The organism is Cupriavidus sp. Met-2 (assembly GCF_049843575.1).
Lineage (GTDB): Bacteria > Pseudomonadota > Gammaproteobacteria > Burkholderiales > Burkholderiaceae > Cupriavidus > Cupriavidus metallidurans.
In genome coordinates, this window is record NZ_JBBHZL010000001.1 from 613806 (window position 1) to 636758 (window position 22953).

The 22953-nt window shown below is 62.7% G+C and carries 19 protein-coding genes; 16 read left to right on the forward strand and 3 right to left on the reverse strand.

Going from position 1 to position 22953, the window contains the following annotated elements:
- Positions 1 to 26 precede the first annotated feature (26 nt).
- Entirely contained in the window at positions 27 to 2678 is a 2652-nt protein-coding gene (gene cphA, locus WD006_RS02830; RefSeq protein WP_286879696.1) for a cyanophycin synthetase, read from the reverse strand.
- Positions 2679 to 2972: 294 nt separating this feature from the next.
- Between cphA and WD006_RS02835 the strand changes: the two genes are divergently transcribed.
- Positions 2973 to 5276 carry an ABC transporter ATP-binding protein gene (locus WD006_RS02835; RefSeq protein ID WP_035881519.1) on the forward strand — a complete coding sequence of 768 codons (2304 nt, stop codon included), beginning with the start codon at positions 2973 to 2975 and terminating at the stop codon, positions 5274 to 5276.
- 34 nt (positions 5277 to 5310) lie between these two features.
- Positions 5311 to 5781 carry a DUF1854 domain-containing protein gene (locus WD006_RS02840; protein WP_008643642.1) on the forward strand — a complete coding sequence of 157 codons (471 nt, stop codon included), beginning with the start codon at positions 5311 to 5313 and terminating at the stop codon, positions 5779 to 5781.
- A 98-nt stretch (positions 5782 to 5879) separates the two neighbouring features.
- Here the strand turns inward: WD006_RS02840 and WD006_RS02845 are convergent, their stop codons facing one another.
- Positions 5880 to 6281: a hypothetical protein gene (locus WD006_RS02845; protein ID WP_008643644.1), complete on the reverse strand. Its 402-nt coding sequence runs from the start codon at positions 6279 to 6281 to the stop codon at positions 5880 to 5882.
- Positions 6282 to 6568: 287 nt separating this feature from the next.
- On the opposite strand from WD006_RS02845, the gene WD006_RS02850 reads away from it, so the two are divergent.
- The 11 genes from WD006_RS02850 to WD006_RS02900 all read left to right on the forward strand — a co-directional run bounded on the left by WD006_RS02850 (position 6569) and on the right by WD006_RS02900 (position 18072).
- Positions 6569 to 6688: a hypothetical protein gene (locus WD006_RS02850; protein ID WP_375199157.1), complete on the forward strand. Its 120-nt coding sequence runs from the start codon at positions 6569 to 6571 to the stop codon at positions 6686 to 6688.
- A gap of 101 nt (positions 6689 to 6789) precedes the next feature.
- Entirely contained in the window at positions 6790 to 7161 is a 372-nt protein-coding gene (locus WD006_RS02855) for a hypothetical protein (RefSeq protein ID WP_008643645.1), read from the forward strand.
- A 591-nt stretch (positions 7162 to 7752) separates the two neighbouring features.
- The gene (mads1, locus tag WD006_RS02860) at positions 7753 to 8034 is read left to right on the forward strand and encodes a methylation-associated defense system helix-turn-helix domain-containing protein MAD1 (protein ID WP_003454941.1); all 282 of its coding nucleotides are present in this window, start codon (positions 7753 to 7755) and stop codon (positions 8032 to 8034) included.
- Between the two features lie 32 nt (positions 8035 to 8066).
- Positions 8067 to 8636 carry an Hsp20/alpha crystallin family protein gene (locus tag WD006_RS02865; RefSeq protein ID WP_016446189.1) on the forward strand — a complete coding sequence of 190 codons (570 nt, stop codon included), beginning with the start codon at positions 8067 to 8069 and terminating at the stop codon, positions 8634 to 8636.
- Between the two features lie 93 nt (positions 8637 to 8729).
- Positions 8730 to 11579 carry a heat shock survival AAA family ATPase ClpK gene (gene clpK, locus WD006_RS02870; protein WP_024973320.1) on the forward strand — a complete coding sequence of 950 codons (2850 nt, stop codon included), beginning with the start codon at positions 8730 to 8732 and terminating at the stop codon, positions 11577 to 11579.
- A 17-nt stretch (positions 11580 to 11596) separates the two neighbouring features.
- Entirely contained in the window at positions 11597 to 13027 is a 1431-nt protein-coding gene (gene cls / locus WD006_RS02875; RefSeq protein ID WP_024973319.1) for a cardiolipin synthase, read from the forward strand.
- A 27-nt stretch (positions 13028 to 13054) separates the two neighbouring features.
- Complete coding sequence (gene ftsH / locus WD006_RS02880; RefSeq protein ID WP_024973318.1) at positions 13055 to 14938, forward strand: ATP-dependent zinc metalloprotease FtsH; 1884 nt, start codon at positions 13055 to 13057, stop codon at positions 14936 to 14938.
- Positions 14935 to 15375, forward strand: a complete 441-nt coding sequence (trxC, locus tag WD006_RS02885) for a thioredoxin TrxC (protein ID WP_024973317.1) — start codon at positions 14935 to 14937, stop codon at positions 15373 to 15375. Before ftsH ends, trxC begins: the two co-directional genes overlap by 4 nt.
- A gap of 75 nt (positions 15376 to 15450) precedes the next feature.
- A complete protein-coding gene (locus WD006_RS02890; RefSeq protein ID WP_024973316.1) occupies positions 15451 to 15921 on the forward strand; it encodes a phosphate-starvation-inducible PsiE family protein in 471 nt (156 codons plus the stop codon).
- Positions 15922 to 15928: 7 nt separating this feature from the next.
- Positions 15929 to 16894 carry a zinc metalloprotease HtpX gene (locus tag WD006_RS02895; protein ID WP_024973315.1) on the forward strand — a complete coding sequence of 322 codons (966 nt, stop codon included), beginning with the start codon at positions 15929 to 15931 and terminating at the stop codon, positions 16892 to 16894.
- A gap of 23 nt (positions 16895 to 16917) precedes the next feature.
- Complete coding sequence (locus WD006_RS02900; RefSeq protein ID WP_024973314.1) at positions 16918 to 18072, forward strand: S1C family serine protease; 1155 nt, start codon at positions 16918 to 16920, stop codon at positions 18070 to 18072.
- Positions 18073 to 18153: 81 nt separating this feature from the next.
- On the opposite strand, the gene WD006_RS02905 is transcribed toward WD006_RS02900, so the two are convergent.
- The gene (locus WD006_RS02905; protein WP_009238717.1) at positions 18154 to 18558 is read right to left on the reverse strand and encodes a lysozyme; all 405 of its coding nucleotides are present in this window, start codon (positions 18556 to 18558) and stop codon (positions 18154 to 18156) included.
- 208 nt (positions 18559 to 18766) lie between these two features.
- Here WD006_RS02905 and WD006_RS02910 point away from each other — a divergent pair, with 208 nt between their 5' ends.
- The 3 genes from WD006_RS02910 to WD006_RS02920 all read left to right on the forward strand — a co-directional run bounded on the left by WD006_RS02910 (position 18767) and on the right by WD006_RS02920 (position 22946).
- Complete coding sequence (locus WD006_RS02910; RefSeq protein ID WP_037056838.1) at positions 18767 to 19666, forward strand: helix-turn-helix transcriptional regulator; 900 nt, start codon at positions 18767 to 18769, stop codon at positions 19664 to 19666.
- A 15-nt stretch (positions 19667 to 19681) separates the two neighbouring features.
- Positions 19682 to 21439: a DUF262 domain-containing protein gene (locus tag WD006_RS02915; RefSeq protein WP_024973312.1), complete on the forward strand. Its 1758-nt coding sequence runs from the start codon at positions 19682 to 19684 to the stop codon at positions 21437 to 21439.
- Between the two features lie 448 nt (positions 21440 to 21887).
- Positions 21888 to 22946, forward strand: a complete 1059-nt coding sequence (locus WD006_RS02920) for a DNA-methyltransferase (RefSeq protein WP_200868548.1) — start codon at positions 21888 to 21890, stop codon at positions 22944 to 22946.
- The last annotated feature ends 7 nt before the right edge of the window (positions 22947 to 22953 follow it).

The window sequence follows — 22953 nt, forward strand, 5'->3', positions numbered from 1 at the left end:
TTCCGTTTTTCTTTCCGGCTCGCGCATCACGCGCGGCGTCCGGCGCGGCCCATCCACTGGTGTACCTGTTCCACCGTGCTGTCTGTCGAGCCCTCGTCGCATTGCAGTACCAGCAGATCACCCGCCACGAGTTGGGCCAGCGCGGCTTCCACCGCCGCGCGGCGCGCGCCTTCGTCGATGATCTTGGTCACGCGGCGGCCTTCGTACAGGCCCTTCTTGAGCAGCGCGCGCGCCTCGGTCTCGGGGAGTTCGCGCTTGACGCTCCGGTCCTCGCACAGGAACACGCGGTCGAACGTGGCGCCAATCACCTTGCCCTGTTCGATCAGGTCCTCGTCGCGACGCTGCACGCCCGCGCCGAACACGAGCATCCGGCGCTCGGACGGAAAGCGGTCGAGCGCGGCCGCCAGCGCTTCGAGCGCCGGGGCGTTGTGCGCGTCGTCCACCACCACGGTAGCGCCATGGTGCTCGAACAGCGTGAAGCGGCCCGGAACATCCACCTGGCCGACGTCGAACGTGACGATGCCGGCACGGATCAGGTCGTTCGAAATGCCGAGCGCCCAACCCGTGGCCACGGCGGCCAGCACGTTCTCGATCTGGAATGCCACACGTCCGGCGTAGGTCAGCGGAATCGCCGACACATCGGTCAGCGCGGTCTCGCTGTTGCCGGTGGCCAGCACCACCTTGCCGTCGCGCACGAACACCGCGCGCTTGCCTGCCGCGCGATGCGTGGCGATGGCCGGCAGGTCGGCGGACAGGCCGAAGAAGATGACGTCGCCATCGCACAGCTCGGCCATTTCGACCAGACGCGCGTCGGCGGCGTTGAGCACGGCCACGCCGGTCTTGAGCACCACATCCACCTGCGTGCGCAGCACGTTGTACATGCGGTCTTCATCTTCGACGTAGAAGTCGCCGATGTGGTCGGGTTTTCCGAAGTTCGTGACCACGCCCACCTGGCAGCGGTCATAGGGCAGGCCCTGCGACAGGATCACGCCGCTGTCGCTCTCGAACACGGCGGCTTCCACTGCGCGGTTCATCAGAATGCGATGACCGGCATCCCAGCTCGCGCGGTCGCCCCGGCCGCCTTTCTCCACTTGGCGGCGGTCCAGGAACAGGCCGTCGCTGCAGGCCAGACCCGTGTGCTTGCCCGACAGTTGCAGCAGTCGCGCCACGAGCTTGGCCACCACAGTCTTGCCGTTGGTGCCCGTAATGCCCACCACGGGGATGCGGCCATCGTCTTCCACGCCGTTCCGGCTCGGGAACAGGTGATCGACGATAGCGCGGCCCACCGGGCGCGGCTCGCCTTCGGCGGGCTTGATATGCATCAGCAGGCCCGGGCCGGCGTTGACTTCGACGATGGCGCCACGTTGTTCGGCCAGCGGGCGCGAGATGTCCTGTGCGACGAGGTCCACGCCGGCGATGTCGAGACCCACCACGCGAGCGGCCAGCGAGGCATGGGCGGCCACGCTCGGATGCACGCGGTCGGTCACGTCGAACGCGACATTGCCGTTGCGCTGGATCAGCACGGTGCGGCCTTCCGGCGGCACGGCGCTGCCGTCGGCATAGCCCTGGCGCTTCAGTTCCAGGCGTGCGGCCGAATCCAGACGCACGCGGTTCAGCGGATGGTCTTCGGTGCTGCCCCGACGTGGGTCGGAGTTGATCTGCAATTCGATCAGCTCGTCGATCGTCGACTTGCCGTCGCCGACCACCGAGGCGGTTTCCCCCATCGCGACGGCGACCACGCGGCCGCCCACCACCAGCAGGCGGTGCTCGTTGCCGGGCACGAAACGCTCGACGATCACGCCACTGCCTTCCTCGATGGCCACGGCATAGGCCGTTTCCACTTCCTCGCGGGTCATCAGGTTCGTGAACACGCCACGGCCGTGGTTGCCGTCGTACGGCTTGACCACCACGGGTACGCCGATGTCCTCGGCGGCATCCCAGGCGTCTTCGGCACTTTCGACCATGCGGCCTTCCGGCACCGGCACACCGCAGGATTCCAGCAGGCTCTTGGTCAGGTCCTTGTCGCGCGAGATCGACTCGCCGATGGCGCTGGTCCGGTCGGTCTCGGCCGTCCAGATGCGACGCTGGCGGGCGCCATAGCCTAGCTGGACGAGGTTGCCGTCCGACAGGCGGACCGACGGAATGTCGCGGTCATCCGCGGCATCGACGATGCAGGCCGTGCTCGGGCCCAGGCAGTGTTCGTCGACCAGGCGGCGCAGGTTGTCCACCGCGGCGGGCACGTCGAAAGGACGGTCCTCGATGGCAGCCATGACCAGGTCGCGGGCCGTGAACAGGGCTGCGCGCGTCACTTCCTCGTGCCAGGCGCGGACGATGACCTTGTACACGCCGCGGATCGGGGTCTCGCGGGCCTTGCCGAAGCCGCCCGGCATCCCGGCCAGGTTCTGCAGCTCAAGCGTGACGTGTTCCAGGATGTGGCCCGGCCAGGTACCTTCCTTCAGGCGCATCAGGAATCCGCCACGCACCCCCGGGCTGCAGCGGTGTTCGATCAGCGTCGGCAGCCAGGCCGACAGGCGCTCATAGAACCCCGGAATCGTGTTGGAGGGGAAATCCTCCAGTTCGCCGATGTCGACCCATGCCTCCAGCACCGGCCGATATGTCCACATATTCGGGCCGCGCAGCGACATGACATCGAAAATCTCAATGTCCTTCTTTTTCATTGACTTAGCTTGAGGCAGTGGGCTGAATGCCCGAGAAATGGAAGCCTAACCTTTCGTTAACGTTACGGCGCCTTCAGGGTTGACCCTTGGCTGCCCCGATCTGGCCGGAACGTGTTGTGCAGTGCACCAGGCTCCTCCGCTTGTTTGCGTTATGTATACTTGCGGGCAAAATTGCGGGCCGCCATATGGCGCTCCGCTTAAATTGTTTCAAGTTATGTCCGTCGCTGATCCCTTCGGGACCCATTGCGGACGCGCTTTTCATTCGCTTTTCGCTTCTTGTCTGACGCGCCAACAATGACCCAGTCTTCCCCGTCCGTCCCTCCCAGCCCCGGTTTGCAAGGACCCTGGGGCGCCGAAATCGGCGCCGCCCTGCAGCCTGGGGAAAACGTCCTGGCCGGACTGACGCTGGACCTGGACGCAAGGTTGCATTTTACCCAAGGGTGGCTGGTTGTGACGGACCGTCGCCTGATTGCGCGCGCGCCCGGTGAAAAAACCCTCCAGGACTGGGAAATCACGGCCGGCCAGACGCTGGCCCATGGGGACCACGCCGGGGTGGGCACGCTGGAACTGTCGGATGGCCAGCGCCGTCTGGCAAGCTGGCGCTATACGCTTGGTTACAATCCCGACGCATTGAGACTGGCCGACCAGTTCGATACGCGCCGCGACGCCCTGGCAACAGGCCGCGCCCCGGAGCCGGCCGATACCGAGATCTGTCCCACCTGCAAGGCGCCGTTGCCACCGGGCGAGGAACAGTGCCCGCAATGCAGCCGGGAACTGGAGACGCCTCCGTCGACATGGGCGCTCCTGCGCCTGTGGCGCTTCGCGCGGCCCTACCGCTGGGAACTCCTGGGCGGCTTCGTCCTGCTACTGCTGGGTACCGCCGCCACGCTCGTACCGCCGTACCTGACCATGCCGCTGATGGACAAGGTGCTGATTCCCTACCAGAACGGTGTGCCAATCGATATCGGCCTTGTCAAACTCTACCTGGCCGGCCTGCTGGGCGCCGCCCTGGTTGCCTGGGTGCTGGGCTGGGCACGTACCTACCTGCTGGCCAGGGTGTCGGAGCGGATCAGCGCCGACCTGCGCACCACCACCTACGAGCATCTGCTCAAGCTGTCGCTCGAGTATTTCGGCGGCAAGCGCACCGGCGACCTGATGGCGCGCATCGGCTCGGAGAGCGACCGCATCAGCGTGTTCCTGTCCTTGCACCTGTTGGACTTCGCCACCGACGTGCTGATGATCGCAATGACGTCGATCATCCTCGTGTCGATCAATCCGTGGCTGGCGCTGGTCACGCTGGTGCCGCTGCCGTTCATCGCGTGGATGATCCATCTGGTGCGCGACCGCCTGCGCCATGGCTTCGAGAAGATCGACCGGATCTGGTCGGAGATCACCAACGTGCTGGCCGATACGATCCCGGGTATCCGGGTAGTGAAGGCCTTCGCGCAGGAAAAGCGCGAAGTGACGCGCTTTCGCGAGGCGAACAAGCACAACCTGGCCATCAATGATCGGGTCAACGCGGTGTGGTCGCTGTTCACGCCGACGGTCACGTTCCTGACCGAGGTGGGCCTGCTGGTGGTCTGGATTTTCGGCATCTGGCAGGTCAGCCACGATGCGATCACCGTGGGTGTGCTGGTGGCGTTCCTGACCTATATCAGCCGCTTCTACACGCGCCTGGATTCGATGAGCCGCATCGTCTCGGTGACGCAGAAGGCTGCCGCCGGCGCCAAGCGGATCTTCGATATTCTCGATCACGTGTCGAGCGTGCCGGAGCCGCAGAAGCCGGTGCACATCGACAATGTCCAGGGCGCCATCGAATTGCGCGACCTCGGGTTCCGCTACGGGAACCGCGCCGTGATCCGCGGGTTGAACCTGTCGATCCAGCCGGGCGAGATGATCGGCCTGGTGGGGCATAGCGGTTCGGGCAAGAGCACGCTGGTCAACCTGATCTGCCGTTTCTATGACGTGTCCGAAGGCGCGATTCGCGTGGACGGTGTCGATATCCGCTCGCTGCCGGTTTCGGAGTTCCGCCGCCATATCGGCCTGGTTCTGCAGGAGCCGTTCCTGTTCTTCGGCACGATCGCCGACAATATCGCCTACGGCAAGCCCGACGCGACCCGAGAGGAAATCATCGCGGCCGCCCGTGCCGCCCACGCGCACGAGTTCATTCTGAGGCTGCCGCACGGCTACGATTCGCTCGTGGGCGAACGTGGTCAGGCGTTGTCCGGCGGCGAGCGCCAGCGCATCTCGATCGCCCGCGCGCTGCTGATCAATCCGCGCATCCTGATTCTGGACGAAGCCACCTCGTCGGTGGATACCACGACGGAGAAGGAAATCCAGAAGGCGCTGGACAATCTCGTGCAGGGCCGTACCACGATCGCCATCGCGCACCGCCTCTCCACGCTGCGCAAGGCCGACCGTCTGGTGGTGATGGATCGTGGCCAGATCGTCGAAGTGGGGAATCACGACGAACTGATGGCGTGTGAAGGCGCGTACTACAAGCTGTACCAGGCACAGGCGCGCAACGTGGATACCGACGCCGATGCGATCAGCGACGGCGAAGTCGCGGAAGCGAAGGAGGCCGTCGGTGCGCAGTAATCAAACTTCCGAACAGACTCACGAACAAGCGGCCATGCAGACGCCTGACTTCAATCTGACCCGCAACAGCTTCGGCAAGCTGGTGCTGACGCTGGCCGATGGCGTGTCGCACGAAGGGGTGGTGCCGGTGCGAGCCTTCCCGATCTCCGCGCCCGACGGCGGCGTGGGCATGATGAGCACGGATGGCCGGGAACTGGCCTGGATTCCGAGCCTCGACGGCCTGCCGGCGCCGACCCGCGAACTGATCGAGTCGGAACTGGCCGGGCGCGAGTTCATGCCAGAAATCCGGAAGATCGTGGGCGTCTCGACGTATGCCACGCCGAGCGTGTGGACCGTGCAGACCGATCGTGGTCAGACTGATCTGGTGCTGCGTGGCGAGGAGGATATCCGTCGGCTCGTTGGCAATACGCTGCTGATCTCGGACAGCCACGGCATCCACTATCTGATTCGAGACCTGATGGCGCTCGACAAGCCCAGCCGCAAGATCCTGGATCGGTTCCTCTGACGCTGCCGAGGCCATCGCCCGGCACAGCATGAAAAACGGCACGCAATGGCGTGCCGTTTTCGTTTCCTCATCTGACCGTCGCGCAGTCGCGAAGCGACTCAGTGCAGCAACGTCGATACCTGGTCGTCCTCGTCATCCCAGTCTTCGAGTTCGATCGGCGAGTCCGGCGCCATGTCCCACACCATCGAGTGAAAACGAGGGGTGAACCACTGGCGGAACATCTCCAGCGAGATCTGCTGGGGCCATAGCGAGTCGTCAAACCATTCCCCGAGCATGAATTCGAAGAACGTACGCCAGCGCTTCTCCACCCAGCGCAGCGCGTTCTCAGGTGTATCTGCCACCTCGGGCAACAGGAACACGCTGGCGTCGTCGCGGATGGCCTCGAGCGTCAGCGTGGGCACAGGTTCGGGATCCACCGCCTTGACCCAGTCAAGGAAGGGCTGCTCCGGCACAAGCAGGCAGACGGAGCGGTTGACGGTGAAGCGGGGGTGGTCGGACATGGAGGCGATGCGGGGAAGGGAAAACAGCGATGGCCTATTGTAGCGTCCCCCGTCCTGACGGCAGGCAGGGTGCCCGATGATTTATGGAAATTACGATTTCCTTGGTGTTGGCGGACAGATCAACGCAAGACGTATCCTGGCTATCGCTATGGAGTCGACAAGGACGCACCCAGCGCAAGCGGCCGTTCTGGTGGCAACGACAGTTCCAGTGGTAGATCGACAGGGCAGCCCGATGGCGGCAGCCATGACACCTGGCGCGATGGCCCCACGTATGAACCACGTATGAAATTGGTCAGGCCGTCACCTATCAGGGCACGCGCTGCGTCTGCCTCCAAAGCCTTACGATGTGGTGCAGTGCTGGATGGGTCCCAGCGGTAGCGCCGGCCTTGTGGCGTGTGGTTCGCTAAGTGTTGTTTTTTCGCTGGATCTTGCGTGAATCGGTTCCGATTTTTTAAGTTTTCTGCGAAGAATGCCGTCATCGTTCAGATACGGGGACTGGAGTCGTTTGATGAGTTTTACTTTTCTCCCGCCGGGTGACGCCTTCATGCCGACCATGACAGAGCGTTTCGCCGAAGCGGAAAAAATTGAAGATCGCACAGCGCGTTGGACTGCCCAGGCAGAGATCGCGCTGAACACTGGCGACATGTACCTGGTCGGTCTCGTGCTGTTCAAAGCCATCCAGGAGTTCGGCCCCGAGGCGTTTGCCGCGCACTCGGGCGAACCCCTGGCGCGGCTGCAGCGGCTATGGATGCCTGGTGTGCTCACCTCGCCTGATCAGGCGGAGCGGCTGTATACGCACCTCGGCGTGACGGTCGGCATCGAACCGTTTCATGCGGCGCGGCTGGCTGGCATGCCTCTGGATGGCGCGTCGATGCACTGACGACGGGCGCGCCACATCGGCGCGCGATGAATCGTGCAGGCAACAAAAAACCCAACCGGTGACGGTTGGGTTTCATGTTTGGTGGTGGAACACGGAACCGAACCCGCGTCCGTAATCCGAACTAAATAGTAACGCCTTGGCCTTGAGGACGTGGATTCGATGATTTGGCCAAAATCGTCCTGCGCTGCCACTGGGCTTCTTGGGTAACGCGATCCGCAGCGACGACTGGGCCATTCCGCACATTGGCCTGAGCAGTCTCGGGGAAATCGTCGGCTGGGCGCGCCCAGACGAGTTTCCGCCAAGGAACATGCGCACGAGCAAGGGGCTGCGGGCGCTCGGTTACAACGTGAGGATCGGTGTTTGATCTGCGGCCGTGGGCGGCGCCCGCAAGGTCCCGATCAACCCACCGTCCCCTGCGCCGGACCGGCCCGCCCTGGCATACCGTCCTTGAAGATTTGAGTCACATCAATCGGCCAGCAGGTCGCTGGATGTTGACTCTTGACTTTCGGCATGTTAGGCGCAATATCTTGCAAAGTCTTGCAAGAATTTCCTCGAGCGAGGCCGCGTGACGACGGAACTTGTGGGGGTGGTATGACAGCGCGCCAGCAGGCGATCTTCACACTCGACGAGTTGGCTACCTACTTAAAGGTCGGCAAGCGGACGCTTTACCGGCTCGCCGCGCACGGGGAAATTCCGGCCTTCAAGGTCGGCGGGACGTGGCGGTTTCGTCAAAGTGAAATCGATCAATGGATCAATGATCAGATCCAAGCAGGCAGAAAGAAGGAGGTGATACGCACAGATGAGCAGCCGAAGTCAGCGAAACATCCCGTGTTGCCTGGGCGCGCTATCCATAGCCGCAGGCAAGCGGATTGAGTGAGTCTTCAATTGATTTCTGGAGGTGTGACATGGACATTGATTTCAAGAAATTGGCTCCCTGGAACTGGTTCAAAAAGGAGCAGGAAGAACAACAGAGCACTGCCTCGCTGCCGGTGCAGCGCAATGACCTGCCTGTGGCGGGTGGGCCCGTCAGTCCCATCCTGCAATTGCATCGCGAGATCGACCGCCTGTTCGACGACGCGTTTCGAGGCTTCGGTTTCCCGACGCTGGCCATGCCACGCTGGCCGTCGGACTGGCCGGGCATGCTGAAGCCGGCGCTGGACATCCAGGAGACCGACAAGCAGTACAAGATCGCCCTGGAAGTACCCGGCATCGAGGAAAAAGACATCCAGATCACGCTCGACAACGACGTGCTGCTGGTGCGCGGTGAAAAGCGTCAGGAGCAGGAAACGAAAGACGGCGGTTTCCACCGGGTGGAGCGCTCCTACGGCAGCTTTCAGCGCGCTCTGAACCTGCCGGCCGATGCCAACCAGGACACGATCAAGGCCGCTTTCAAGAACGGCGTGCTCACGATCACGATGGAAAAGCGCGAGGCCAGTACGCCCAAGCAGGGGCGCTCGATCCCGATCAACGGCTAACGCGGGGCAGCGCGTTTTTCTCAAAAACCACAAAAAGATGAGGCACCGTGATCGGCGGTGCCTCGTCAGATCAGTCTTTACAGGAGCATCAGCATGGCCAGAAAACAATGCCAAGTCTGCGGCCAGCCCGCCACGGTGCGGGTGGAAGCCAATCTCAATGGTCGCCACAGCACCATGCTGTTGTGTGACGATCACTATCGCCAACTGGTGCGCCAGCAAAAGCGCACCGTCTCACCGCTGGAAGCCTTGTTCGGCTCGCGCAGCGGGCTGTTCGAAGACTTCCTTGGCAGCGACTTCTTCCGCATCGGTGACGACGCACCGTCCATGGCGGCCGATACCGACGAGGTCGTCGATGCCTCGTTCGGCGAACCCGCCCCGGCCGGTACGGGCACCGCGCGCCGTCGCGGCAGTGGGCTCGCCAGCCGTATCAGCGAACAGTCCGAGGCCCTATTGCAGGAGGCCGCCCGACACGCTGCAGAGTTCGGGCGCGCCGAAGTCGATACCGAACACCTGCTGCTGGCGCTATCCGACAGCGACGTGGTCAAGACCATCCTGGGGCAGTTCAAGATCAAGGTCGATGACCTCAAGCGCCAGATCGAATCCGAAGCCAAGCGCGGCGATAAGCCGTTCGAGGGCGAGATCGGCGTGTCGCCCCGGGTCAAGGACGCGCTCAGCCGTGCTTTCGTGGCCTCCAACGAACTCGGCCACTCTTATGTCGGGCCGGAGCATTTCCTGATCGGGCTCGCCGAGGAAGGCGAAGGTTTGGCGGCCAACCTGCTGCGCCGTTACGGCCTCACGCCGCAAGCGCTGCGCCAGCAGGTAAGCAAGGTGGTCGGCAAAGGGGCCGAGGATGGCCGCGCCGAGACGCCGACCAACACGCCGGAACTCGACAAGTATTCGCGCGACCTCACCAAGATGGCGCGCGAGGGCAAGCTCGATCCGGTCATCGGCCGCGCGCAGGAGATCGAGACGACCATCGAAGTGCTGGCCCGGCGCAAGAAGAACAACCCGGTGCTGATCGGCGAGCCCGGCGTCGGCAAGACCGCCATCGTCGAAGGGCTGGCGCAGCGCATGGTCGCCGGCGAAGTGCCCGAGACGCTGCGCGACAAGCGTCTGGTCGAACTCAACATCAACGCCATGGTGGCAGGCGCCAAGTACCGCGGCGAGTTCGAGGAGCGCGTGCAGAAGGTGCTCAAGGAAGTGACCGAGCACCAGGGCGAGCTGATTCTCTTCATCGACGAGGTGCACACCATCGTCGGTGCAGGCCAGGGTGGCGGCGAAGGCGGGCTGGACGTGGCCAACGTGTTCAAGCCGATGATGGCGCGCGGCGAACTGAACCTGATCGGCGCTACCACGCTCAACGAGTATCAGAAGTACATCGAGAAGGACGCCGCGCTGGAGCGTCGCTTCCAGCCGGTGATGGTGCCCGAGCCGACGATAGCGCAGACCATGATGATCCTGCGCGGCCTGCGCGACACCTTCGAGGCGCACCACAAGGTCAGCATCACCGAGGATGCGATCATCGCCGCCGCCGAGTTGTCGGACCGCTACATCACCGCGCGCTTTTTGCCTGACAAGGCCATCGACCTGCTCGACCAGGCGGCCGCACGCGTGAAGCTGTCGGCCACGGCCCGCCCGGTGGCGGTGCAAGAGCTGGAGTCCGAACTGCACCAGCTGCGGCGTGAGCAGGACTATGTGGCCTCGCGCAAGCAGTACGACAAGGCCGCCGAGCTGGGCAAGCGCATCGAGGCCAAGGAGACTGAACTCAAGAAGCTCGTCGAGGAATGGGAACGCGAGCGCGCCTCGGGCAGCGCCGAAGTCAAGGCCGAGCATGTCGCGCAGATCGTCTCGCGCCTGACCGGCATTCCGGTCAACGAGCTGACGGTGGAAGAACGCGAGAAGCTGCTGCATCTGGAGCAGCGGCTGCACGAGCGCCTGGTGGGCCAGGACGAAGCAGTGCGCGCGGTGGCCGATGCCGTGCGGTTGTCGCGCGCGGGCCTGCGCGAAGGCAGCAAGCCGGTGGCGACTTTTCTGTTCCTCGGGCCGACCGGCGTGGGCAAGACCGAGCTCGCCAAGGCGCTGGCCGAGTCCATCTATGGCGATGAAGGTGCGCTGCTGCGCATCGACATGTCCGAGTACGGGGAACGCCATACCGTGGCACGCCTGGTGGGGGCGCCTCCGGGTTACGTCGGCTACGACGAGGGTGGCCAGCTCACCGAGAAGGTGCGGCGCAAACCCTACAGCGTGTTGCTGCTGGACGAGATCGAGAAGGCTCACCCCGACGTCTACAACATCCTGCTGCAGGTGTTCGACGACGGGCGGCTCACCGACGGCAAGGGCCGGGTGGTGGATTTCACCAATACCATCATCATCGCCACCTCGAACTTGGGCTCGGACATCATCCAGCGTCGGCTGAAGGCCCGTGGCGCCGCCGGCGAGGAATACGAGAAGACCAAGGGCGAGGTGATGGACGTGCTGCGCGGACACTTCCGCCCCGAGTTCCTCAACCGCATCGACGAGATCATCGTCTTCCATGCGCTGGGCAAGGAGGAGATCCGCCATATCGTCGGCCTGCAGCTCGATCGTGTGGCCCGCAACGCCGCCAGCCAGGGCGTGACGCTCGCCTTCGATCAGACCTTGATCGATCACTTCGCGGAGGAAGGCTACAAGCCCGAGTTCGGCGCGCGTGAGCTCAAGCGGCTGATCCGCAGCGAGCTGGAAACTGCTCTGGCGCGCGAGATGCTGGGTGGCGGTATCGGCAAGGCCGATCACGCCAGCGCCCGCTGGGACGACAAGGCCGAACGGGTGGTCTTCGAGCGCCAGGAGCCACCCGCGAAGCCGGCCGAGCCTGAGAAGCCCGATGCCGCGAACGTGGCCGAGACGCCGCCGAGCGACCCGAGCAAGCCTGCGCGCAAGAAGAAGTCAGCGGGCGGCGAATCTTGAGTCATGGGGAGGCTGTCGTGTCCGACCCCAACGGGCTGACATGGGCAGCCACCCTCGTGTCGCTGGCGGTCGCTATCCCCACAGCGGGGCACGCGATCATCTACAAGCGTGACCCGCGATCGGCCACGCTGTGGGTACTGCTGATCGCCTTGTTGCCGCTTGCCGGTTCGCTGCTGTATGGGCTGTTCGGCATCAACCGTTACCAGCGGCGGGCGCGGCGGCTGTTTCCGGGGGCAGATCCTGCTGTTCGGCAGGACCTCGTGCCTACGATGCCCCAGGCCGTATCGGCGCCGTTTGCCGGCCTGGCGCACCTGGTGGGACGTGCCACCGGCCAGTCGCTGACCAGCGGCAACCGCATCGAGCCGCTCGTCGATGGCGAGCAGGCCTACCCGGCCATGCTCGCTGCCATCGAGTCGGCGCGGCACAGCGTCGCGCTGGCTTCGTACATCTTCGACAGCCAAGGCATCGGGGCGCAGTTCGTCGATGCGCTGCGCCGGGCTCATGAGCGCGGCGTGCAAGTGCGGGTGCTGATCGACGACGTCTATGCCCGCTGGAGGCCCCGCAGCGCTTACCGCGCCTTGCAACGCGCCGGCGTTCCGGCAGCGACGTTCAACCCGACGTTGATTCCCGCGCGCCTGCATGCCGCGCATCTGCGCAATCACCGCAAGCTGCTGGTGATCGATGGCGAGACAGGTTTCACCGGTGGCATGAACATCTGCAGCCCGTATTGGCGGCCCGATGCGCCGGAGCAGGCCTGTCACGATTTGCACTTTCGTCTGCGCGGGCCGGTGGTTGCGCATCTGATGCGGTGCTTCACCGATGATTGGTGCGATACCACGGGCGAGCGGCTCAGCAAGGGTTTCTGGGGCGAACCGCCCGCAACGGCTGATGAGCAAGGAACCTCTTGGGCGCGCGGCATCGAGGCCGGTCCCGATGAGGCCCTGGACAGGATGCGCTGGACCTTCATGGGCGCTTTGAGCGCGGCGAAGCATTCGGTGCGCATCTGGACACCTTACTTCGTGCCCGATCAGCCGATGATCGCGGCGCTGAGCACGGCCGCGTTGCGCGGCGTGCGCGTCGAGGTGCTGACGCCCGCAAACGGCGACCATCCCACGGTGCAATGGGCCGCGCGCGCCCACTACTGGCAGGTGCTGGAGCACGGTGTACGCATCTTCGAACGGCCTGGCCCGTTCGACCACAGCAAGCTGATGCTGATAGACGGCCAGTGGTGCTGCCTGGGTTCGGCCAATTGGGATGCGCGCAGCCTGCGCCTCAACTTCGAGTTCAATGTGGAGGTGTACGACACCGCGCTGTCTACGCGGCTGGAATCCCTTTTTGATGCCGCCCGTGATGCATCGAACGAGATATCGGCCATGGCGTTGCGCGCCCGCCCGCTGGCCATCCGCTTGCGCGACGGGGTGGCCCGTCTGTTCACCCCCATTCTCTAGCGGCACGACTTGCGAGGAACATTGCCCATGGAAAAGAAAGATCAATGGAACATTGGCTACTGGATCGTCGCCGGCCTGTTGCTGCTGACGCTGCAGAACTACTGGCAGGCGGCCAAGACCGTCGAGCCCGTGCCCTACAGCGAATTCGAGAAGGCGCTGGCCGAGGGGCGCGTCGCCGAAGTGCTGGTGTCGGACCGCACGGTCACCGGGCGCCTGAAATCGCCGGACAGCCGGGGCAAGACCACCATCGTGGCCACTCGCGTCGAACCCGACCTGGCCGAGCGGCTGTCCAAGTACGACGTGCCTTACGCGCGGGTGGTGGAAAGCACCTGGCTACGTGATGTGCTCTCCTGGATTCTGCCGGCGGTGGCCTTCTTCGGCGTCTGGTTCTTCCTGTTCCGCCGCTTCGCCGAGAAGCAGGGCATGGGCGGCTTCCTGAGCATCGGCAAGAGCCGCGCCAAGGTGTTCATGGAGAAGAACACCGGCGTCACCTTTGCCGATGTCGCGGGTGTCGATGAGGCCAAGGCGGAGTTGGTTGAGATCGTCGATTTCCTCAAGAATCCGCAGGAGTATGGACGGCTCGGGGCGCGCATCCCGAAAGGTGTGTTGCTGGTTGGCCCGCCCGGCACGGGCAAGACCCTGCTGGCCAAGGCCGTGGCGGGCGAGGCCGGGGTACCGTTCTTTTCCATCTCAGGCTCGGAGTTCGTCGAGATGTTCGTCGGCGTGGGTGCAGCGCGCGTGCGCGACCTGTTCGAGCAGGCCCGCGGGCAGGCGCCGGCCATCATCTTCATCGACGAGCTCGATGCGCTGGGCCGCGCGCGCGGCGTCGGCGGCCCCATCGGCGGCCACGACGAGCGCGAGCAGACCCTCAACCAGCTGCTCACGGAGATGGACGGCTTCGACAGCTCGGTCGGGCTGATCATCCTCGCCGCCACCAACCGCCCCGAAATCCTCGACCAGGCGCTGCTGCGCGCCGGTCGCTTCGACCGTCAGGTGCTGGTGGACCGGCCCGACAAGAAGGGACGGCTGGACATCCTGAAAGTCCACGTCAAGAAGGTGACGCTGGCTCAGGATATCGATCTCGAACAGGTGGCTGCGCTGACCACGGGCTTTTCGGGTGCAGACCTCGCGAACCTGGTCAACGAGGCCGCGCTGGCCGCGACCCGGCGCAAAGCGTCCGCCGTGGAGTTGCAGGATTTCACCTCCGCCATCGAGCGCATCGTGGCGGGCCTGGAGAAGAAGAACCGAGTGCTCAATCCCAAGGAGCGGGAAACCGTGGCCTATCACGAGATGGGGCATGCGCTGGTGGCGCTGGCGCTGCCAGGCACCGACCCAGTACACAAGGTTTCAATCGTTCCGCGTGGCATCGGTGCACTCGGCTACACCCTGCAGCGGCCCACCGAAGACCGATTTCTGATGACACGTGCCGACCTGGAGCACAAGATCGCCGTGCTCCTGGGAGGGCGTGCGGCTGAGAAGCTCGTGTTTGGCGAGCTGTCCACAGGGGCTTCAGACGATCTCGCGCGGGCCACCGACATCGCCCGCGACATGATTACGCGCTTCGGCATGGATGAGGGTTTGGGGTACGTTGCTTTTGAGGCACAGAGGCCGCGTTTTCTTGATGCGCCTGAACTGGCACAGGGTGGCTGCCGAGTAGCCGAATCGACTCAGACACGCATCGACCAAGCCATCCGTGACATTGTGATGGGTGTGTTTGATCGTGCATACCGAATTCTCGAAATTAACCGAGATGTGCTGGAGCGATGCGCGCGCGAACTGCTCGCACGGGAAACGCTGGATGAATACAGCATCCGGCAACTGACGCAAGGGCTACAGTTCGAATCCCCATGTCACGGCGGCCCAACTGCTGGAGCCATTACTTCCTCTGTGTCCCAAGGAGCCACCTCATGAGTGACAGCATTCATATCGTCTGCCCACACTGCCAATCCATCAATCGCGTGCCAGCCAACAAGTTGGCAGAGAAGCCCAATTGCGGGCGGTGCCAGCACCCGCTGTTCACCGGAGAACCCATTGATCTGACCACAGCGACCTTCGCCCGTCATCTGGAGCGCAGTGACCTGCCGCTGCTGGTTGACTTTTGGGCGCCGTGGTGCGGACCGTGCAAGATGATGGCGCCGCAGTTCGAGCAGGCGGCCTCCCTGCTTGAACCCAAGGTGAGGTTGGCCAAGGTAAATACCGAGGCCGAGCCTCACCTGGCCGCCCAGTTCGGTATTCGCAGCATTCCAACCCTGATTTTGTTCCAAGGGGGACATGAGGTTGCACGTCAGGCGGGCGCCATGGGCGCGCAGGACATTATGCGCTGGGTGGCTTCGCAATTGCCCCGGTGATTCAGGTGTGATCGAGTCGTCTTCTCGGACTCTCCGTTCCATTAACGTTTCATTGAAAGAGAGAGCGCAACGCTTATGAATAAAGAATCTGGCCACACGGCCCTTGACGAGATACGCTCCCAGTGGCGGTTGATGACGGGTTACGAGCGCTTCGAGCAGTTCGTTGCCATCACGCTTTCGGGCGTCATCGCGTTGGTAATTGTGATTTCGCTGATTCAGTTGATTCGGCTGGTGTTCACACTGCTCGTCATGGATGCGCTGAATCCACTGGATCATAAGGTTTTCCAGCTGGTGTTCGGTGCCACCATGACGCTGCTGATCGCCATGGAATTCAAGCATTCGATCGTCAAAGTGGCTCTGCGCAAGGAAAGCATCATCCAGGTCAAGACCGTCATTCTGATCGCGATCCTGGCACTGGCCCGCAAGTTCATAATCCTCGAACCCGACGTTGATCCTGCCAAAGTGGCCGCGCTGGCGGGGACGGTACTGGCCTTGGGTCTGACCTATTGGCTCATGCGTGAACGCGATGACCGCAAGAGCGAGTAATGGAGGCATGACCCCCTATGGTCTAGTCGGCCGACACGACGCCAGGTCGAGGCACCGCTGGCTCAATCGCTTTCAAACCGCGCTGCTGGTTTTGACCCTGGTGGGGATCGCAGCTGCCGCTGGCAGTCTGCTGTTCGGCGAGATTGGCCTTTGGCTGGCACTGGCAACATGCGCATTGACCCTGCTGATCGAACCTGTCGCCGCCTCCGCGATGACCTTGCGTCTGTATGGCGCCCGTCCCTTGCGCCCTGATGAAGCCCCCGCAATCTGGTCGTTGCTGCGAGCGCTCGCAGCTCGCGCAGGATTGCCGAACACGCCGGTTCCGTACTATGTGCCCAGCGACATCGTCAATGCCTTTGCCACCGGCTCCAGGCGCCTTGCCTCCATTGCCCTCACCGATGGCCTGCTCCGCAGCCTGAGTATGCGCGAACTGCAAGCCGTGCTGGCGCATGAAGTCGCGCACATCGCTCAAGAAGATCTTCGTGTCATGGGCTTGGCCGATTCGATCAGCCGGCTCACGAACCTGCTGGCGTTGTTGGGTCAGGTCGCGCTCCTGATCAGCATGCCAGCCTTGCTGGTCGGTGCAGCAGAAATTAACTGGATTGGCTTACTGTTGTTGGCCGCTTCGCCGCAACTGGCACTGCTCGCACAGTTGGGTCTGTCACGTGTGCGAGAGTTCGATGCCGACCGGATGGCAGTAGAGCTGACGGGAGATCCGCACGGGCTCGCCTCGGCGCTGGCGAAGATCGAGCGGGTGAGCCGCTCGTGGCGAGCCTGGTTGTTGCCCGGCTGGGGGAATCCCGAACCGTCCTGGTTGCGCACGCATCCGGCGACAGAGGATCGTATCGCGCGCCTGATGGCGTTGGCGCCTCAGCCATCGCAGGCCCTGCCGTTCCAAACGGAATATCTCGCGCCAAGGTCGTTCGGCCCGATGCGCCCGCCACGCCGGGGCCTGAGCGGCCTTTGGCGCTAAATCACTCGAAAGGAACCCCCGCCATGGCTTACCACGATCCTTACCCACAACGCCCAGCTCCGGATCATTTCGTCCGGCGGTGGCTCTTCATCACCGCGTGTGTTGCCGCACTCATGCTCTTGTGGCAGTTTCTGCCCGCCATCGAAGCCTGGTTCAGCCCGCGCGAAGCTGCCGAGCGCACCGTAACGCCGCGTGGCGACCTGGCCGCTGATGAAAAGGCCACCATCGAACTGTTCGAGAAATCCCGGGCATCGGTGGTCTACATCACGACGTCCCAACTGGTACGAGATGTCTGGACGCGCAACGTCTTTTCCGTGCCGCGCGGGACGGGTTCGGGTTTCATCTGGGATGACGCCGGTCATGTCGTTACCAACTTTCATGTGATTCAGGGGGCGTCGGAGGCCACGGTCAAACTGGCCGACGGCCGCGATTACCAAGCCGCGCTGGTCGGAGTGAGTCCGGCACACGATATCGCGGTGCTCAAAATCGGCGTCGGCTTCCAGCGCCCGCCCGCCGTTCCGGTCGGCACCAGCGCAGACCTCAAGGTGGGACAAAAGGTGTTCGCCATCGGCAACCCCTTCGGCCTGGATTGGACACTCACCAACGGCATCGTGTCCGCGCTAGATCGATCGCTGCCCGGAGAATCTGGCGGAGTGACCATCGAACACCTGATTCAAACCGATGCCGCTATCAACCCCGGCAACTCGGGTGGGCCGTTGCTCGATTCCGCCGGCCGTCTGATCGGCATCAACACAGCGATCTACAGCCCTTCCGGTGCATCGGCTGGGATTGGCTTCGCCGTACCGGTGGACACGGTCATGCGTGTGGTGCCACAACTTATCAAGACCGGCAAATACATCCGTCCGGCGCTTGGGATCGAGGTAGACGAGCAGCTCAACCGCCGATTGCAGGCACTGACCAGTACCCAAGGCGTGTTTGTGCTCCGTGTCGCCCCTGGCTCAGCGGCGCAAAAGGCGGGGCTGAGCGGTATCACCGTTGGCCCCGAAGGCATCGTGCCGGGAGACCGTATCACAGGCATAGACGGCGCTCCCGTCGACGATGTCGCCAAACTGCTCGCACGGCTTGACGACCAAAAGGTAGGAGATGTTGTGGTCTTGTCAGTCGAGCGGGCCGGTAAGCCACGGGAAGTGCGCGTGGAGTTGCAACCTGGCGCCTGATCTGGAGTTGATGACTTCTGGGGATCGGCAAAGAATAACGATGGGATGCATGAAGTATTCGCGCCGCAGAAACTCGATGCCCTACACTTTGGTGTCCAGTAAGGAAATTTCAGCCTCTCGTCGCGCGAAGAGTCCCGGCAGCACTTTGCCGCCACCATAGACCCATCGACGCAGCTCTGTTGCGGCTGCACTCCAGTCTCGTTGGTTGATCCGCCGTCGCAGCGTCGAGGTCTGCAGCCGCCCCGCCCCGAGGTTGAACGTGAAGTCCACGATGGTCGCGATCCGGCTCTCGGGCTCGGTGGCCAGCACAGGGCAGTAGCGCAGCGTCGCCGCCAGAGCCGTCTGCAGATCTCGCGCCAGATAGGCCTCGGCTTCTGCCTCCGTGATCGGCGGATGCTTCGGATCGCAGAAGTGGCCGTAACCAATCGTCCAGAAGCCTGCGGGGCAGATGTAAGGAATGGCAGTGATCTCGATTCCACGCTTCACCTTACGACAAGCGAAATCCTGGACGGCGAGGAGCGCAAACCGATCAACTTCACACTACCCCGGCATTCACTCGCCATACCTCATTGCCCCAGCTTCCGTCGCAGAGTATTATGTCATCAATTTGATGATGTAAACTGCCTAGAAATGAGCAATCGAACAACCAATTTCGGTCTAACCGTCATCTTCCGTGGGTGAGGATCACCTGACCATGCATCCCCAGCGCGTTGAGAGCTTGAGCCACGCCCAGCGCGAGCGGCTGGCCTACATCGACTTCCGGCTCTACTTCTTCGGTGAGATTGGCCGCCCCGACCTGATCGACCGTTTTGGCGTTGCTCCGGCAGGGGCGACACGCGATTTGGCGCTGTACCGGGAAATCGCGCCGCAGAACATCACCTTCGACGGCAGCAACAAGATCTACCGCATCGGGCAGGCGTTCTCCCCGCTGTTCGACCACGCATCGCAGCGCGTGCTGTCGGCGCTGGCTCTGGGCTTCGGCGATGGCGTGACCGGCGCAACGCAGCCGCTGCTGCCGTGCGAGTCGCCTACCGCTCTGAGCAACCCCAGGATGGATGTGTTGGCCCCGGTCTGCCGGGCGATCCACGCCAAGCGACCCGTCGCCATCCGCTACCACTCGATGAGCAGCGGTGAATCCGAGCGCGTCATCGTTCCGTTCGCACTGGTTGATACCGGCCTGCGCTGGCACGTCCGGGCCTTTGATCGCAAGAGCGGGGAGTTTCGGGACTTTGTCGTCACGCGCATCGAAGCGCCAACGCTGCTCGACGAGGAGCCACAGGCCAACGAACGGCCGGACAACGACATCCAGTGGACGCGCATCGTCGAGCTGGACTTCGTGCCGCACCCGCGCCTTGAGCGCCCCGAGATCATCAAGATGGACTACGGGATGACCGACGGCTCGATCCGGATGCGTGTTCGCGCCGCCGTCGCGGGCTACATGCTGCTGCGCTGGAGCGTGGACTGCTCGCCCGACCATCGGCTCAAGGAAGAACAGTACCGCCTATGGCTCAGCGATCCGCTGGCGCTGTACGGCGTCGAGAACGCCAAGCTGGCTCCGGGCTACCAAGCCCCAAGCAGCCCAAAGAAACGATAGGAAAGAAGAAAACCAATGGCCAAGACGCTTGAAGCCCACGACAAACTGATCAGGGAGATCTTCGAAGGCAGCTACCAGTTCGAGATTCCGGACTACCAGCGCCCCTACGCCTGGACAACCGAGCAGGCCACAGAGCTGTTCGATGATCTGTACTCGGCGATGCAGGACGCGCGTGTCTCGGGGGCCAGCAGCCAATACTTCCTCGGCAGCATTGTTCTGATCAAGAACGACCGGGACCCGAAGTCATCGGTGGTCGACGGCCAGCAACGCCTGTCTACGCTCACAATGCTGTTCGCCGTGTTGCGCACCGTGATGCCGGACGCGGCAGACGACATCACTGATTTCCTCTACAAAAAGGGCAAGGTCAGTCTTGGCGAGAAAAACGAGTACCGCCTGACTGCCCGCGAGGAAGATGCCGACTTCTTCCGCTCCAATATTCAGGAGCCGGGTGGCATCGCACAGTTGGTCGCCAGTACGGACAAGCTGAAAGACAGCCGTCTGCGTTACCGTGAAAACGCCACGCTGCTGCTCGAAAAGGCCAAGGCGCTTCCGCCTGCCGACCTCATTGCGCTGTGGCAGTTCCTCGCCAACGACTGCTCGCTGGTTGTCATCTCCACGCCCGACCTCGAAGCCGCATACCGCATCTTCTCCGTACTCAACAACCGGGGACTCGACCTCGCGCCTATCGACATCATCAAGGCGCAGGTGCTGGGCCTGATCCGCACCACAGCAGGCGACGTCAAGAGCCGCGCCTACGCCAAAGAGTGGAGCCGGATCGAAAGCTCGCTGGGTCGCGACGCCTTCGGTGACCTGTTTGGCCACATCCGCAGCATCTACGCCAAGAAGAAGCAGAAGTACATCCTGGTCAAGGAGTTCCAGGAGCACGTCACCGAGTACAAGACCCCCATCGACCTCGTCGACAAGGTCATCAAACCCTATGCCGAAGTGTGGGACTTCGTGCGCGATGCAGACTTCGAGGCCACCGAACACGCCGAGACGATCAACGAACACCTGTCTTGGCTCAACCGCGTGGACTTCAAGGACTGGGTGCCCCCGGCACTGGTCTACTTCAAGCGTTTTCGGCAGCAACCCAAACTGCTTGCAGAGTTTTTTCAATCACTGGAACGCCTGACCTATTTCCTGCTGGTCACCAAGGTGGGTATCAACGAACGCATCGAAACCTACGCTGCGCTCACCAAGGAAATCGAGCCTGAAACCTTCAAGGGGGATCTGGCCGCGCTCACCACACTCGCCCTGACAGACGCGCAAAAGCGCAAGTTCGTCGCGGCACTTGATGGCGACGTTTACGACGATCTGCCCAAGGCGAGGATGGCGCTGGTCTTGCGCCTTGAGTCACTGGTGCGCGCACCCGGAGTGCAACTGCAGAACGCCGTGTCGTTGGAGCACGTGCTGCCGCAAACACCGCCAGATGGCTCGGACTGGCTCCAGTGGTTCCCAGATGAGAACGATCGGGAGGCGTGGACACACCGCTTGGCCAACTTGGTTCCGCTTGACCGGAACAAGAACTCGTCCGCCAGCAACTACGACTTCGCCAAGAAGAAGAACGTGTACTTCAAGGGCAAGGGCACAGCGTCACCCTTCGTCCTGACGCAGGAAGTGCGCTCGGAAGAAAAATGGACACCGGCGATGCTGGTTGATCGGCAAGAGCGCCTCGTAGGCGTGCTCAAGAAGCACTGGGCTCTTGAAGTGTCGCCAACCGAGTCCGCAAGCAAGACGCCTGACATCACAACGGCCACAGATGGGCAGGTTTGATGAAAACCGAACACAAAGTGGTGACGACGACGGGGGCCCCAAATGATGTCTGGGTCGGGATGGCGCAGTGTATGTTTAGTCAAACTACTACAAGGAGTAGCAAGCCCAGAGTTCGTCTGCGCGCTTGTCGGCGGCGTTGGCTACGGGTCAGCTTTATCTGGGGCAGTACCGCTAGAAAAATGTCGGTTGCAACGCTAAAATCACGCATTTGCACAGACACTTGCGGGGCTCCCTTGCGATTCGAAGAAACAAAGTCAGACACCCTAAACCTGCGGGTATCACCCTCCTTCAAGCTGGCCTTGAAGGCTGCCGCTGATAACGAGCAGCGCAGTATGGTCAACATGCTCGAGGTTCTGGTAGCCAACTACTGCGAACAGCATCAAATCGTGCTTCCAACCATGCAGCAGCGGCGACGTGAGGCCAGCAACTCCCCTGTCGAGGGGGGCAAATGAGTGAAGAAGAGGTTCTGCAAAATATGAACGCCGACCAAGGCTCTGACGTGGCCGTCTCAGTCAGCAAGTTGCAGTCAGCGTCGAAGAGCCCCGAAAAAGGAGGCAAGAAGCCTGCAGACAAGCCGGCTGCGAAGCCATTGACAAAAGCCAATCTCGCCCTGATCCCTCAGGTCGCCACCGAAGAAGCTTTCTGCGATGCCAAGTTGCGTAAGGCTGCCTACTACGCAGACGAGAACGTGTTGATCTTCAACATGGATGTCCGGGAGGCTATGGCGCACTTGGCGACAGCCGGTGTGCTTGTGAACTGCATGGTCACCTCACCCCCGTTCTACGGTCAGCGTGACTACGGAGCCAAGGGTCAGATCGGGCTTGAAGAGCATCCACAGCAATTCATTGAACAGCTAGTGGCTTGCTTTGAATCAGCCAGGCCTGTGCTTGCCGAAAACGGTAGCCTGTGGGTCAACCTCGGTGACACCTACTGGAGCGGCAAGGGTGAGCACAAGAGCGGAGAGTCGAAGCAAAGCGCGCGGCGGTTCGGCCTGCGCCCTCAGGACCGTACAGGCGACGGGCTGTTGTGCAAACCCAAGCAGCTTCTGCTCATCCCCCATCGGTTCGCAATTGCAATGCAGGATAAGGACTGGATCGTCCGCAACGACAACGTCTGGGTGAAGCCGAATCCAATCCCCGACCAGGTGCGTGACCGTTGCTCGATGTCGCACGAGTATATGTTCCACCTGGTGAAGTCGCGCTGGTACTACTTCAACAAGGACGCCGTCGGGCGCAAGTCCGAAACCGGCAGCATCCTGCCGCCGCCCGACACCTGGGAGATCCCGCCAGCTCGGTGTAGCCACAGGCACAAAGCCCGCTTTTCGGAGGAGCTCGTTCGGATTCCCATCCTCTCGACCACGCCGCAGCATGGCGTCGTGCTCGATCCGTTCGGAGGGAGTGGGACGAGTCTTCTCTTCGCAAGGAAGAACGGCTTTCGCGCGATCGGCATCGACATAAAGAAAGAGTTCTGTCAGTCGATGGTGGAGCACCTCGGAGAGCTTGGCTAAAGCATAG